The sequence below is a fragment of the Bacillus nitratireducens genome, from assembly GCF_036320425.1.
Taxonomy (GTDB): Bacteria; Bacillota; Bacilli; order Bacillales; family Bacillaceae_G; genus Bacillus_A; species Bacillus_A nitratireducens.
Map to the genome: position 1 here is coordinate 843,453 of NZ_JAUMJO010000001.1, position 15,523 is coordinate 858,975.

Below are 15,523 nucleotides of genomic sequence, written 5' to 3' on the forward strand. Positions count from 1 at the left end.
AGGAGAACGTTATGTAATAAAAATCCCCGTTTTTACAAGCGGGGATTTCTTTTATTATAATACGTCACGTTTTTGGAATAATACACTTGATGCTACAAGTAATACAGCAAAGTATGCAACTACAAGTAATAATGAGGTTGTAAACGTAAATTCTGTAAATGGTGGTTCTGCTCCGCCACTTACTAATTTATTGCTATCGTAAACACTTAAATTCAAATGGAAAAACACTACAAATTTTGCTACACCTTTTGCAAACATCATCAGTACCATATTAATTGGTCCTTGTAAAAAGAAGAGGAACATCGTAATAATCAATGGTAATACAGACTTTCTAAATACGTTTGCTAAGAAAAATGCAAGCGTCGCAAAGAAGAACGGTGAAAGTACTTGATATAAAGTAGATTTCATTACGATTCCTAACGTTAATTCTGTTTTACTACCATCCTTTACAATTCCGCCAATAATCATTGCAATTAACGTGCTAGCAAATATGATAAATACTATAGTAAGTAACACTGTAATATATTTAGAGAATAAAACGGTAATTCTTTTTCTTGGACGGATTAATAACTGCTTAATTGTACCTTTTTGGAACTCATCAGTAATCATACGTGAAGCAATCGTAATTCCAAAAATTGTTGCAAATAAAGTAATTAAACCAATCTCTGAACTTGCAAAATCTAAATATGATCCTTTAAATTCACTTCCGTCTCCCCACTTCAGCATCGCTAAAACTCCCAAAATCTCCAATACTGCAATGGCACCAATTAAAATATACATACCTTTTTTCGCATGCAACTTTAAAAATTCATTTTGAATTAATTTAAACATTACGCTTTCACTCCCCCTGTAATTGCTAAGAACTCATCCTCTAATGTTTTATTTTGAACGGTAACTCCGTATACAAGCACATCGTCATTCACAAGTTTCTTTACAAGTTGTGGAATTTCTTCTTTCGTTACAGATACTGCAATTACATTTCCTTTTGCCTTACCTTTAATGATTTCATTTGCTTTCTGTACTTGATCTACTTCAAACGCTACAACTACTTTCTCATCATGTTTCGCTTGTTCATGTAAGTTGTACTCTTGTACAAACTCACCCTGCTTAATAATAACGACGCGATCACACATTAGTTCAATTTCACTTAATAAGTGACTTGATACGATTACGGCAATATTCTCTTCTTTCGCTAAACGTTGTAAATAATCACGAATTTGACGAATACCAGCTGGATCTAATCCATTTGTCGGCTCATCTAAAATTAAGATTTTCGGCTGATGAAGTAATGCCTGTGCAATTCCTAAACGTTGTTTCATACCAAGTGAATATGTTTTCACCTTTTTATGAATCGCATGCTCTAAGTCAACAAGCTTTACAATTTCAGCAATGCGCTCTTTACTAATTGGTGTAATTGCCATGTTTGCAAAATGCTTTAAGTTTTGCATTCCAGTCATATAATCATATAGCTCGGGATTTTCTACAATTGCTCCAATTTGCTCTAACGCCTTTTCACGCTCCGTACGAATGCTATGACCACAAATTGTAATATCGCCTTCTGTCATAGAAATAAGACCTGTCATCATACGAATTGTCGTCGTCTTACCACTACCGTTCGGTCCAAGGAACCCGTATACTTCTCCTTCTCGAACCTCAAACGATAGGCCGCGAATGATTTCTGCCTTACCAATCTTTTTTCGAACATTTTCTAATTTCACTACTACGTTTCCCAATGCTGATTCCTCCTTTAGACTTCTAACTTTTTGTCGATTATGCGACCTGTTATATAAACAAGTAAAACAAATATACCGATTGAAAAAGCAATACTATATAAATTCATAAGTTTTTCTTGATAGAGCAACACATTTGCTTCTGATGATTCATCTATATATACTAACTTTGTTATTAAAGGCGCAGTAGGTGCAAGACCACCCAACATTCCATATATAGTACCTAATAATTTTGTTACTAGTAAAAATAAGAAAAATACAATTGGATATTTTAACTTCTTCTTTTTCAAAGAAAACACTTTAACGCTAGCTACTACAAAAAGCAATACAAGTAATATACTAGATAAATTAAATACATATACAATAGTACTAAATAAGTGCCCTAATGGATTTAATCCACTTTGGGTAAATAACACTTCATAGAGCTCTGTACCCTTTATTATTTTCATAGAAATACTATATAAAAAAATAGAACCTATTACTTCAAAAATAAGTAAACTAATTGTAGTATATAACAATATTGCTAAAACAATCTTTTTACCTGATGTCGGCGTTAATCGAAATAATGTACTTTCAGTCATTTTTCCAAATGCAGACATCGCCTGAATAAATATCAATGCTATAAAAATTATATATACTAAGATAACTAAGGAAACTATAATTATTTGCCTTATTTCTCCTGATTCTTGCTTAATATAATTTCCCAAACTTACGAAAGCTACAGCTACAACGAATATAAATGATAACAATGAAATAATAATTTGCTTTTTATTTACATTGTACATATATATTAAGCTCGACTTCATCTACTAAACACCTCCTTAAACACCTCCGTGACAGCTTTCCCTCTCTGAAAACGTAACTCTTCTACATTTTCATACAATACAATTTCCCCATCTTTTAAAAAGATTACTTCATCAAAAATATTTTCAACTTCATTTATTAAGTGAGTCGAGATTAGTATCGTACAATCTTCTCTATAAAATTGTAGAATGAGATCTAATACGTGTTCTCTAGAAACAAGATCAATCCCGCCAAGTGGTTCATCTAGTACATATAACTTCGCTTTTCGAGAAAACGTTAAAATAATTTGAAGCTTTTCTACCATCCCTTTTGATAATGCTATAATTTTTTCTTCTAACGGTATTTTAAATTCCGCAATTGTATCGACTGCTTTTTGAATATCGAAGTCTTTATAAAAATCTCGATAGAAAAATAGGGCATCTTTTACAGTCATCCAATCATCAAAGCCTGGCTTATCAGACATAAATGAAACGATTTCTTTCGTCTCTAACCCTACTTTTTTACCGTTAATTACCATGCTGCCTTCAGAAGGGTGCTGCAATCCTGCAATCATTTTTAATAACGTCGTTTTCCCGCTTCCGTTATCTCCAACAAGCCCAACGATTTTTCCTTCTGTAATCTCTATGTTTAACTCACGGATCACTGCTTTTAATCCGTACCGCTTCCATACGTTTTCTATTTTTAATAACTCTGTCATTCGCTCTCCTCCCTTTTCTCATGTAATGAAGAACGAAGGATTGTAAGAATTTCTTCTTCTGAAAAACCTAAATTGTCCATTCCATCTATAAAAGAATGAAGTAATTCTCTCGCCATATCTTTTCGCAGCTCCATAATTTTCTCCTCTTCATTCGTTACATATCGTCCCATTCCTCTACGTGTTACAACAACTCCATCCCGCTCTAACTCTTGAAATGTACGTTGAATCGTATTTGGATTTACTTGTAATTCACTCGCTAATTCACGTACAGAGGGAATTTTATCGCCAGGCAATAAATGACCCGTTACAATTTCTTTCTTTATGTATTCCATTACTTGAATGTAAATTGGTGTATTTGGAGAAAACTCGATTTTCATTTCTCCCCTCCTGTCTTAGTGTGTTAGTTAAATAGTACACTAAGACAAATTACATGTAAATACTTAGAACAAAAAATGTAATAAAAAGGCAGTGTAACTTTTCGTTACACTGCCTTCCTGTAATACAATATAAGTAAATCTATTCTAATTATAGTTTCAATCGTTTGAATTCACATATAATCTTATGCGAAATTTATTTTACTTTTACTTGAGTTAGCACAGATTTAAACGTATTAATAACTGTATCTACTTCTTCATAGCTAATTGTAAGGGATGGTTCAATACGAATTGTTTTTGAGTTAATTAATGTTCCCGCAACAAGAATACCTTGATCAAACATCGCCTTTGACACTTCATAACCAATCTCGTCTTTATGGAATTCAATCCCAATCATTAAACCTTGACCACGAATTTCAAAGATTTTATCTTCGTGCCCTTCTGCTGCTTGTTTCAATCCATTTAAGAAATACTCCCCAACTTCCATCGCTCGTTCCGGTAATTTCTCTTCCAATAATACATGGATTGTTGCAATTGCAGCAGCACATGCAAGAGGATTCCCGCCAAACGTTGTTGTATGCATAAATGGATTTTCAAACCAACTTTGGAATACTTTTTCTTTCGCAACAATAGCCCCCGCTGGCATTACACCTCCACCAAACGCTTTCGCAAGACAAATAATATCCGGCACAACATCATATAAATCTGCTGCAAACATTTTTCCTGTACGGCCCATTCCAGTTTGCACTTCATCAAAAATAAGGAGCGAATCAAACTCATCACAAAGCTCTCGCACTTGTTTCAAATAATTTTCTGGAGGTAAAATAATGCCGCCCTCCCCTTGAATTGGCTCTAAAATAACTGCTGCAACATCTTCTCCCACTAATGCACATGTCTCAAATGTTTTTCTCATCATATCAATATCGCCAAATGGAACATGACGGAAACCCGGAATTAATGGTAAGAATGGCTTACGGAACATTCCTTTTGCCGTCCCAGATAAAGCACCAAGGCTCTTCCCATGGAAAGCACGAGTTGTAGAAATAAAAGTTGTTCGTTCACTATACATTTTTGCTAGTTTTAATGCTGCCTCTACGCTTTCTGTTCCACTATTTGTGAAGAAGGCATATTTCAAATCACCAGGTGTAATATCCGCTAAAATCTTTGCAAGAATTGCTCGAAGTGGATCTAGTAAATCCTGACTGTGCAATGCTTGACGCTTTAATTGATCTGTTACAGCTTTGACTACTTTCGGATTACGGTGACCAACATTATAAATTCCGAATCCACCTAAACAGTCAATGTATTTTTTACCATTAATATCCATGAAACAAGATCCTTCATCAGACCATTCTACTGCTGCAAATTGTCCATCTTTTGTTACTGTTTTTCTATAAGCAAGAAAACCAGGGTTCACATGCTCTCTAAATCCGTCTACTGTTTCTTTTTGAATCCAATTTGCCTCTTCTTCAGATACTTTTTCTTTTTCAATTAACTGTAGTACTTTCGTAATATACTCATTTACATTTGATTCTTTCTCATTCAATTTATTTTTCACGTTCGTTTCCATCTAATTCACCTCTACATTTTTTTTATTTGCAAACCAACCAATAGGTTCTACTTCTAGATTTATATTAATCTGCTTAATTTCTTGAAATTCTTCTAAACCAAATGTTCCTAGACTACGACCTATACCACTTTGCTTATATCCACCCCAAGGCGCCTCATTGTATGTTGGATGATAGCTATTAATCCAAGTAATGCCTGCACGAAGCTTGCGAATTACGCGCATTGCTTTTGCACCATCAACCGTAAATACCCCTCCAGCTAAGCCATAATCCGTACCGTTTGCTAACTCAATTGCTTCCTGTTCAGTTTTAAACTTTTGAATTACTACAACAGGACCGAAGATTTCTTCCTGGACAATGCGCATATCAGGTTTTACATTGACAAAGACTGTTGGTTCAATAAAGAAACCATCACCTTTTCCATCCTCCATTATTCGTCTACCTCCGCAAGCAACGTTTGCACCTTCGTCTTTTCCAATTTCAATATAACGTAATACTTTTTCCATATGTTCTTGACTTACAAGTGGCCCCATTTCTGATTCCGGTTTATCACCAGGTCCAACGTTAATTTGCTGCGCTCTCTCTACAAAACTATTAACAAATCTATCATAAACGCTTTCCTCTACAAGAATTCTCGATCCTGCTGAACACACTTGTCCGCTACCTGCATAAATACCGAATAGAGCATAATCAATAGCAGTCTCAAAATCTGCATCTGCAAAAATAATATTTGGAGATTTCCCTCCAAGTTCTAACGAAATCTTTTTCATATTATCTGCCGCTGTTCTCATAATGTGCTTACCTGTTTTTGTTCCACCTGTAAAGGAAATCATATCCACTTTATGACTCGCTGCAATTTCATTCCCTACTATTGGACCGGCCCCCATTACCATATTGGCAACACCTTTTGGTAGCCCTACTTTTTCAAGAATTTCGAATAGCTTTGTTGCAGTTATTGGTGTCACTTCAGAAGGTTTAAACACAATTGTATTGCCAGCTGCTAAAGCAGGTGCAATTTTCCATACACTCATCAATAGCGGATAATTCCATGGAACAATTAATCCACAAACACCAACTGGCTCTCTTACTACCATGGCTTGCATCGGATCGGCTACATGATATGTTTGGCCATCTGGCTTTGTAATCAATCCGGCATAATAGCGAAAACAAGCCGCTGCATCTCCAATATCTCCTTCTGCCTCACGGTATGTTTTTCCATTATCCATTGTTTCAAGGTATACTAATTCTTCCATATTTTTATCAATTTCATCTGCTATTTTAAATAAATATGATGCTCTTTCAGCAGTGGATGTTTCTGACCAAATTCCGCTATCGAAAGCCGCTCTTGCCACTTCTATTGCGTATTTTGCGTCCTCAATCGTTCCTTCAGGTGCATATGCTATACCCTTGCCATTCGCAGGGTTAATAATCGTTCTTTTTTCTTGATTACTAGAGTCTCTCCATTCACCGTTTACATACATTTTTAAATCTAGCACTATATTGAATCCTCCTTTATCGATCGTTTATATATTTATAAGCAATTTCCATGCCAATATTTAAAATTCAAAAGAATCATACATAAAGTGAAACTTTAATCAGCCCTCACCAATCGGGCGTTTACAGGCAGCGGGGCTTCCAGCCTAACTTCTTTGCTCCACCTGAATTTTGAGGTGGGAGTTTTACTGCCCACAAATAGCGGGATAAACTGACTATTTTCTTAAAAACAACAAACATTTTATGCAGTTCCGCATACACTATTCCATTTTGCATAAAGTGAAACTTTAATCATTTCCGCTACCGCCTTCACCACTCGGGACTTGAATCCCAGAGCATATGTACATGCTGAGCGCACACAAAAAGGAGAAGTCTATGTGACCTTCTCCTTTTTTAGGAATATGAGATGATATCAGCCGCTATCTCTTTTTCACTAACAATCTTTTGATATTTACGACTCACTGAAGATTGGCTGATTCCAAGAGCTTTTGCAGCCTTAGTCGTTGTTTTATACTGCTTCATTGCAAGCAAAATCAATTGTTCTTCTACAGAATGTAGCGCTTCTTGTAATGGTAATACTCTTGTAATAACTGGTTTTGATTTATTAAAGTCATAACCGGGTGTTAAAAACTTACTAACAAACTCCGCTTCAATTACTAGATCATCTGCTGATACAACTAAACGTTCAATCATATTCTGTAATTCACGGACATTTCCTGGCCATGAATAGAACTCTAGTAAATTAAGTGCATCTGGAGTTAAATGATAATTTTTATTATATTTTTCATTTAACTGTTGTAAGAAATGAAAGGCAAGTACTGGAACATCTTCCATTCGCTCTCGTAAAGAAGGAACTCGCAGCGGAATTACATTGAGGCGATAAAATAAATCTTCACGGAATGTTCCAGATTCGACCATCTTTTCAAGGCTCTTATTTGTAGCAGCAATAATTTGTACATTTATTTTCATAGGTGTTGTACTTCCAATAGGAATTACTTCTTGTTCCTGCAGGACTCTAAGCAATTTTACTTGCAAATGTAAAGGCATTTCTCCAATTTCATCTAAAAATAAAATACCTTGATCAGCTCGCTTAAAATATCCTTCTTTTCCATTTTTATCGGCTCCTGTAAAAGCGCCTTTCGTATAACCAAATAATTCACTTTCTAACAAAGTTTCTGGAATTGCACCACAATTTAATTTTAAAAATGGCTTTGAAGATCTGTTTCCAAGTTGATGAATTGCCTGGGCAATTACTTCTTTTCCGACACCAGATTCTCCAGAAATAAGAACATTGGAAGAAAAATTTGCTATTTTTTTAGCTTGGTTAATTATTTGTTCCATTTTTGGACTACAGTAAATAAGCTTCTTAAGAAAACGATCTTTATTTTTAAAGTCATCTAACTCTTTCTTATATTGCTCTGATATCTTCTTTATTTCATGTAATTCCGTCTTCAATCTCGTTGCTTCAGTAATATCCCTTGAGGCAATAATAATACGATGAAGCTCTCCATTTTCATTAAATACAGGATTTCCAACTGCTAATATTTTTCTTCCGCTTTTTGTTTCTTGTACAACTGATACCTTTTTTTGTTTTTCCAACACTAATCGCGTAACCGATGGACTAAATAATCCTTTCTTTTCTAGGTCTAAAAGATTTTTTCCTAACAAGTCCTTCAAATTACTCCCCCAAAAATCATTGATAACAGTTTCACTATAACGAATTAATTCCCCTTTATGATTAACAACTAATATTTCATCATAAATGCTAGACAAAATTGCATGTAAATCTTTATTTAAATCCTTTATATATTCAATTTCCATCGCCATGTCCTCGACCATCGGCAAATCTTGCACAATAATAACCATTCCTTCAATACTTTGATCAAAGTTTGGAATCGGACTATAGTCAACTAATACACCCATCTCATTTGTGATTTGTAATTGATTCAAGATCGTTTTTCCCTTTGTAAATACGTTATTAATGTGTTCTCCATTAAAAATCAGTTCTGCTGGTACATTCATAACTTTTTCAGGAGTCGATTTAATCATCTTCAAACCAGATTCATTACAATTTACAATTTTCTTTTCTCGATCTACTACAAAAATCCCCATTGGAATAGACGTTAAAATAATTTTCAATATATCAACACTCTGATTTTCTTGTTTAAATAGTTCTGCAAAAACATCCTCTCTTCTTATATATCCTGTTAGCTCATCCATTTCATTTTTCACTATGGCAATCGGCGCCCCAATAATTTGAAAAAGAGCTGTTAAAGAAATATCTTTACTAAGATGACATATTGTATCTAGTGGAACAGCATTTGAAAGTAATAGCTTCGAAGTTAATCCTTTACTATTTGATAGCAGATCCTTCACATGAACGTATGCAAATAATTTCTCTCCTCTTTTTAAAAATAGAAAAGATTCTTTTATATTTTTAACATCTATATTCCATTCCTTTTCAGATTGATCGATAGGTAGAGAAACTATGGGTCTAATTTTTGTATGAGCGATGGAAAACATTCTGCTATTCCTCCTTTGAACTATTTAATTTGTATTGTATCATTAAATACAGATTTTTTTAATTAATCTGAAAATAAAACATTTCTTTCTTTATTAAAAAAAAAGGAAGATGAGTGCCTTCATCTTCCTCATAGTTCTATCATTAATCACTACCACTAACGAAAAGATCTTCTTGAATATAAGCTAATACCATACCTGGAATTACTTTATCTCCCGCTTCTACTTCTAAAGATTGAACTTCTCCACTACATCCCATCTTAATTACTTCCAGTTTACCATTCATATCTTTAATAGAGAATAATGGCTCCCATTCATAAATTCGAGAATCCTTATCGATAGACACTTTTTCAATTATTCCATAACACGGACTCGTAATAATATCATAATACATAATCAATCATCCCTTTCTTTTTTTCTATTAATATTGTTCTTCTAACCTTTGTGACTGAAGAATCATATAGAAAAAGCTTTGAAACTCTTCTATGTCCTCTACCTCAATCCCTAGCCTTGTTGCCCAATATTGTTCCTCTCCAATATCTTCTTGGCTTAATAAAACCATTCTCCCATTTTGAATTGAGGTAACCATTGCTTTTCCAAGAAACTGTTGCGAATACGTAACAGCTATATCGTAACGATGACTATTCGACACAATGCAGTAATAACCGATTTGTTGTCTCTCCACTTCTTCTAATAAAATATCCAGTTTCATTTTAGCCCTCCCTTTAGGTTAAAAATGCAACCAACCTCTTAGGCGTGATGCTTCTACAATCTTGCGAACCCCTTCCATATAAGCAGCAATTTTCATATTTACTCCAAAGCGTTTAGAAGTATCAAGTACGTTAGAAAAACTAGATGCAATTTTCTCCTTTAAACATTGATCAACATATTGCTCCGTCCAGTAATATCCTTGGTTATTTTGACACCATTCAAAATATGAAACAATCACGCCACCAGAGTTTGCTAAAATATCTGGAACAACCAAAATCCCCTTTTCTTCTAACATGGTTATCGCCTCTTTTGTTGTTGGTCCATTTGCAGCCTCAATGATAATCTTACATCCAAGCTTTCCTGCATTATGTTTTGTAATGACTCCTCCAATTGCCGCCGGAATGAGTACATCACATTCTTTTTCTAACAACTCCTGATTAGAAATTGTTTTATTAAAGAGATTCGATACTACACCGAAAGAATCTCTGTTTTCTAGTAAATAAGGAACATCTAGACCGTCTGGATTATAAATTCCTCCTATAGCATCTGATACCCCGACTACTTTCACACCAATATCATATAAATATTTCGCCAAATAACCTCCAACATTCCCGAACCCTTGAATAATAACTCGCATATTTTGTAGCGGAATTTGTTTTAACTCACTTACTAACTGAAGTGTATACAATACACCTTTAGAAGTTGCTGTTTCTCGCCCTTGTGATCCTCCTAGCATTAATGGCTTCCCGGTTATAAATCCTGGAGAGTCAAACTCCCTGATATGGTCATATTCATCTAGCATCCAAGCCATAATTTGCGCATTTGTATACATATCAGGTGCTGGAATATCTTTCGTCGGTCCCACAATTTGACTTACTGCTCTTACATACCCACGACTCAGTAACTCTAGTTCTCTAAAACTCAACTCCTGTGGATTACAAATAATCCCGCCCTTTGCGCCTCCATATGGCAGTCCTGTCACTCCACATTTCAAGCTCATCCAGCCAGCAAGTGCTTTTACTTCTTCTGCCGTAACATCTGGATGAAATCTAATACCACCTTTTGTTGGCCCTGCTGCGTCGTTATGCTGAGCGCGATACCCTTGAAATACCTTTGTTGTTCCATCATCCATGCGAACAGGAATGCTTACTTCTAAAAAACGCATCGGTTTTTTCAAAAATTCGAATACTTCGTCTGGATAACTTAAAAAATGAAGCGCCTCTTTTAATATAGCTTGAAATTCCTCTAAAGGATTTTCAACTTCAACTGTATTTGTATGTTTTTCTGATTGAATCGGCACGATAACACCCCTCTTTATATTTTTACTAATTGTACAAAGCAATAATCGTGCCAAGTGAAAATACTATGTTAATCCTATCTTGTTATCCTCCTACTTATGAATCTTTGAATGACTTATGCAATGCTGCATGATTATCAAATATAAAAAAAGACATCGGAACTTATCCGATGCCTTTTTCTTTTTATATTTCCTGTGCTTCTTCAAAATGCATTTGCGGAGGAGCTGAACGGAACATATTTGTAACATATAGAAGGTACCCAATTCCAATAGCAGCCCAGCAAATCCCTAGAATAAGTGAATGAATATTGAGGTTAAACCATAGTACTGCTACAGTACCAGCACCTAAAATAGGCATCACTAAGAAATTTAAACAGTCTTTTATCGTCTTATATCTTTTTTTCTTAATTACATAGTAGGAAATTACAGATAAATTAACAAATGTAAATGCAATAAGCGCTCCAAAATTAATAAGAGATGCTGCCGTTTCTAAATCAATGAATATAGCGGAGAGTGAAATAATCCCTACAATAATAATGTTATATACTGGAGTTCGCCATCGAGGATGAATGTATCCGAATATTTTCTTCGGAATTACATTATCTCGCCCCATTACGTATAATAATCGAGATACACTTGTATGGGAAGCTAAACCGGACGCAAGTGTCCCCATAAGGGTTCCTACTAAAAAGAAAGCTTGAAATAATTTCCCACCAACATATAGTGCAATTTCTGGAGATGCTGATTCTTGATTTTTAAATACAGCTGTATCTGGAAACATAGATTGTGTAAAATACGTAGTTGTAATGAATAAAACTCCACCAATTAAAGCAGTAAGAAAAATAGCTCGAGGAATTGTCTTCTTCGCGTTTGGTGTCTCTTCAGAAAATGTAGTTACTGCATCAAAACCTAAAAATGAAAAACAAAGAATTGTCGCACCTGCAACTAACGGTGATATTTGTATATCCGATTGAAAAAACGGCTGAATGGAAAAAACTTCTCCTGTTCCCTCTCCCGCTAATAAACCTTTTATAACTAGAAAAACAAACACGGCCATTACTAGCACTTGAAATATTACTAAAAAAGTATTGAAGTTAGCAGTAACATTCACGCTAATAATATTTATAAGTGTAATCAGTAGAATAAAACCGATGACCCATATCCAACTAGGAACACTTGGAAAAAATGCTGACAAATAAATTCTCGTTAATAGTGCGTTCACCATCGGTAGAAACAAATAATCCAATAACGCGGACCATCCAACAAGAAATCCAAGCCTTGCACTAATTGTCTTCTGTGTATACGTATAAGCTGATCCTGCGGTAGGAAAAACCTTTACCATTTTGCCGTAGCTTGCAGCGGTAAACAACATCCCTGCTAATGCAATCAAATAAGCTCCTGGAACATGCCCACCCGTTTTTTCCGAAACAATTCCAAACGTATCAAATCCAACCATCGGTGTCATGTACCCGACCCCTAGCATAACAATTGACCACAGCCCTAATGAACGTTTTAAACCAACTACTTTTCCCACCTATCATTCCCCCTACTTTTTCTATCTAATTTCTATTTAAAAATCGACAGCAGAAAGGAAACGCTTTCAAACGACTGTATATACCACACAATCTATTACAATTTCCTTTTGTTTTTAAATATCCATGCAATTTTCGAGCCAATATTTCTGTAGTCAAAAAAAGCACTCCGAAAAAGAACATATAGGTGGAATTAGGCCTCACTTCTTATCATTTTTTATTCATTTTGACATAAGTTATTCAATCTCTCATACTGCTAAATAAATAAAAACAGAACTTTAATCCGTTTTTTATTTTCACTTCCGCATAAATTATACTTTTACGAGATAAAAATATTTTCATGAAATAATAACATTATGTAAACCATTCATATAAAAAAAAGCTGTCTTTTCTATAAAGACAGCTTTTTTTAACACTATATTAAAAATTGAATACGAAGTCATCGTCAGCTAACTTTTCAACGTTCGTTGCTTTTACGTAACCATTTCCTTTTACAGAGAAGAAATCATGGTTTTTCGTATCTGTACGTAAACCGTTTAAAACGATTGGGTTAATTTCTTCTTCTTCAAACTTCGGCTCAAGCCCTAAGTTCATAAGTCCTTTATTCGCATTGTAACGAACGAAACGATTTACATCTTCTACAAGACCGATAGAAGTATAAATTTCTTCTGTGTATGCCATTTCAATTTCATATAGTTCCATTAATAATTCTTGCGTTTCTTTTTGCACTTCTTGTTGATCTTCTGCAGAAAGTTCTGCGAAGAGTTGTTGTGCTAAAATACCGACGAATACGCCGTGAATTGACTCATCACGAATGATTAGGTTAATAATCTCACCACTTGCTGTCAGTTTACCTTGACCAGCTAAGTAAAGTGGATAGAAGAATCCACTATAGAATAAGTAACTTTCTAAGAATACGCTTGCTACCATTGCCATGTATAACTCTTTTTTCGTTACTTCAGGCTTTAATAGACGACGGTAGTAACGAGTAATAATACCAGCCTTTTTCTCAAGTAATGGATGGTTATCTACCCATTCAAAAATATCATCAATTTCTTCTTCAGTAGCTAGCGTTGTGAAAATATGACTGTAACTCTTCGCATGCACTTCTTCCATAGCACCCATGAAAGCTAATACACTTTTCGCTTGTAAATTTTCAAGATGAACAAGTACAAGTGGCATCCCTTCGCCGCCTTGTTTCGTATCTAAAAGTGTTAAACCACCTAATACACGCTTATAAGCAACCTGCTCTTCTCTTGATAATTGTGCCCAAGTATTTTTGTCAGAAGATACCGCGATTTCTTCTTCTGTCCAAAACTGAGCGATGTTTTGCTTCCAAAACATTAAACTAAAATCGTCTTCCTTTTTGTTCCAGTTTACCGCACGCATTCAATCGCCCCTTCTCTAAATAAACATGAAAAATTGATAACTAAGCATGAGCAGGGTTCAGAAAACCCTGCTCATCATGTCACACTTTTTATATTAAACAGTACAAGCCACGCACTCTTCCACGCTTAATTTACGTGTTCTCGTATAATAAAGACTCTTCAAGCCTTTTTTATGTGCATAAATGTAGTAACGTGCTAACTCACGTGTTGAAATATCACTATTAACGTAAAGAATCGTACTAATTCCCTGGTCAATATGCTCTTGAATTTCTGCGATTAAATCAATTAATTTAAACTGATTCATGTCGTAAGAAGATTTATAGTACCAGAACGTATCTTTTGATAAATATGGCATTGGATAATATGTTGTCGCATTCGCATACGTTCTTGATTCAATTTGACTTACGATCGGCATTACGCTTGAAGTTGCATTTTGAACGTAACTGATAGATTGTGTAGGTGCGATAGCAAGACGATATGAATTATATAATCCATTCTTCTTCACTTGCTCTTTTAAACTTGTCCAATCTTCTTTTGTTGGAATATGAATTCCTTCAAATAGTTGCTGAACTTTCTCAGTTACCGGGCTGTAATCTGTCGTTTCATACTTTTCAAAGTATGTGCCGTTCGCATAATCAGACTTATCGAAGTCTTTAAATGTTTCGCCTTTTTCTTTAGCGATTTCCATACTTTTCTCAATCGAGTAGTAATTTAACATCATAAAGAATGTACGAGCGAACTCTTTCGCTTCTGCACTTTCATATGCGATTTTATTTTTTGATAAATATCCGTGTAAATTCATTGCTCCAAGTCCAACTGAATGAAGCTCATCATTTGCTTTTTTCACAGTTGGCGCATTCGGAATGATCGTCATATCAGAAACTGCTGTTAAAGCTTCCATTCCCGCATGAACTGCTTCACGAATTTCTTTATTTTCCATTACATTTACGATATTTAACGATCCTAAGTTACAGTTAATATCACGACGGATAATGTCATCTGTACCGTAATCATTTATTTCAGAAGTTTCTTGAAGCTGGAAGATTTCTGTCTCGAATGTTCAACCGAGTTCGCTACTCCTCAGTCCGTTGCTCATGCAACTGCTGTATGTCACCATACAGGACAGACTATATCATCACCTACAGCATTACCTGGTTAGGTGCTCCGCTTTTCGAACGCCAATCGCTTGCGCTCTACTCCCAAATGGGATAGTCGTTAGGCTTTTACTTATCTTAATCTTTCAGAAAGTCTCTTATTACTTTATGTTGTCCGATAACTCTGCTATACAAAATAATAAGATACATTCTGAACTTTTATATTTTCATTCTAAGATAAGATTTAGCACGGTAGGTTACCTCAAACTTGAGGCTTTCCCCGTTTAACGGAGTGTTCGACTAGCATTTCTACT

14 protein-coding genes are annotated in these 15,523 nt (G+C 35.0%); all 14 read right to left on the reverse strand.

Annotated features, from left to right (window positions below):
- Nucleotides 1-54: 54 nt before the first annotated feature.
- Complete coding sequence (locus Q3V31_RS04480; RefSeq protein ID WP_000475418.1) at nt 55-831, reverse strand: ABC transporter permease; 777 nt, start codon at nt 829-831, stop codon at nt 55-57.
- Nucleotides 831-1,733 (reverse strand): ABC transporter ATP-binding protein, encoded by a 903-nt coding sequence (locus tag Q3V31_RS04485; protein ID WP_000528805.1) that lies wholly within the window; start codon nt 1,731-1,733, stop codon nt 831-833. Before Q3V31_RS04485 ends, Q3V31_RS04480 begins: the two co-directional genes overlap by 1 nt.
- Nucleotides 1,734-1,747: 14 nt before the next feature.
- A complete protein-coding gene (locus Q3V31_RS04490; RefSeq protein WP_000842632.1) occupies nt 1,748-2,536 on the reverse strand; it encodes a hypothetical protein in 789 nt (262 codons plus the stop codon).
- Nucleotides 2,533-3,231: an ABC transporter ATP-binding protein gene (locus tag Q3V31_RS04495; RefSeq protein ID WP_329762575.1), complete on the reverse strand. Its 699-nt coding sequence runs from the start codon at nt 3,229-3,231 to the stop codon at nt 2,533-2,535. Before Q3V31_RS04495 ends, Q3V31_RS04490 begins: the two co-directional genes overlap by 4 nt.
- Complete coding sequence (locus Q3V31_RS04500) at nt 3,228-3,608, reverse strand: GntR family transcriptional regulator (RefSeq protein ID WP_000687509.1); 381 nt, start codon at nt 3,606-3,608, stop codon at nt 3,228-3,230. Before Q3V31_RS04500 ends, Q3V31_RS04495 begins: the two co-directional genes overlap by 4 nt.
- Before the next feature lie 193 nt (nt 3,609-3,801).
- Nucleotides 3,802-5,175 carry a putrescine aminotransferase gene (locus Q3V31_RS04505; RefSeq protein WP_000449698.1) on the reverse strand — a complete coding sequence of 458 codons (1,374 nt, stop codon included), beginning with the start codon at nt 5,173-5,175 and terminating at the stop codon, nt 3,802-3,804.
- Entirely contained in the window at nt 5,176-6,669 is a 1,494-nt protein-coding gene (locus Q3V31_RS04510; protein ID WP_044741044.1) for an aldehyde dehydrogenase family protein, read from the reverse strand.
- A 391-nt stretch (nt 6,670-7,060) separates the two neighbouring features.
- Nucleotides 7,061-9,190, reverse strand: a complete 2,130-nt coding sequence (locus tag Q3V31_RS04515; protein WP_000491354.1) for a sigma 54-interacting transcriptional regulator — start codon at nt 9,188-9,190, stop codon at nt 7,061-7,063.
- A gap of 142 nt (nt 9,191-9,332) precedes the next feature.
- Nucleotides 9,333-9,581, reverse strand: coding sequence for a biotin/lipoyl attachment domain-containing protein (locus Q3V31_RS04520; RefSeq protein WP_000291043.1), 249 nt, complete (start codon nt 9,579-9,581; stop codon nt 9,333-9,335).
- A gap of 27 nt (nt 9,582-9,608) precedes the next feature.
- Nucleotides 9,609-9,899 carry an SAV0927 family protein gene (locus tag Q3V31_RS04525; RefSeq protein WP_000762559.1) on the reverse strand — a complete coding sequence of 97 codons (291 nt, stop codon included), beginning with the start codon at nt 9,897-9,899 and terminating at the stop codon, nt 9,609-9,611.
- A gap of 18 nt (nt 9,900-9,917) precedes the next feature.
- Nucleotides 9,918-11,198 (reverse strand): Glu/Leu/Phe/Val family dehydrogenase, encoded by a 1,281-nt coding sequence (locus Q3V31_RS04530; protein ID WP_083583389.1) that lies wholly within the window; start codon nt 11,196-11,198, stop codon nt 9,918-9,920.
- Between the two features lie 181 nt (nt 11,199-11,379).
- Nucleotides 11,380-12,729, reverse strand: coding sequence for an APC family permease (locus Q3V31_RS04535; RefSeq protein WP_000521246.1), 1,350 nt, complete (start codon nt 12,727-12,729; stop codon nt 11,380-11,382).
- A 418-nt stretch (nt 12,730-13,147) separates the two neighbouring features.
- Entirely contained in the window at nt 13,148-14,116 is a 969-nt protein-coding gene (gene nrdF, locus Q3V31_RS04540) for a class 1b ribonucleoside-diphosphate reductase subunit beta (RefSeq protein WP_001203023.1), read from the reverse strand.
- Between the two features lie 93 nt (nt 14,117-14,209).
- On the reverse strand, nt 14,210-15,160 hold the full coding sequence (locus Q3V31_RS04545) for a ribonucleotide reductase large subunit (protein WP_306295567.1): 951 nt from the start codon (nt 15,158-15,160) through the stop codon (nt 14,210-14,212).
- Nucleotides 15,161-15,523 lie beyond the last annotated feature (363 nt).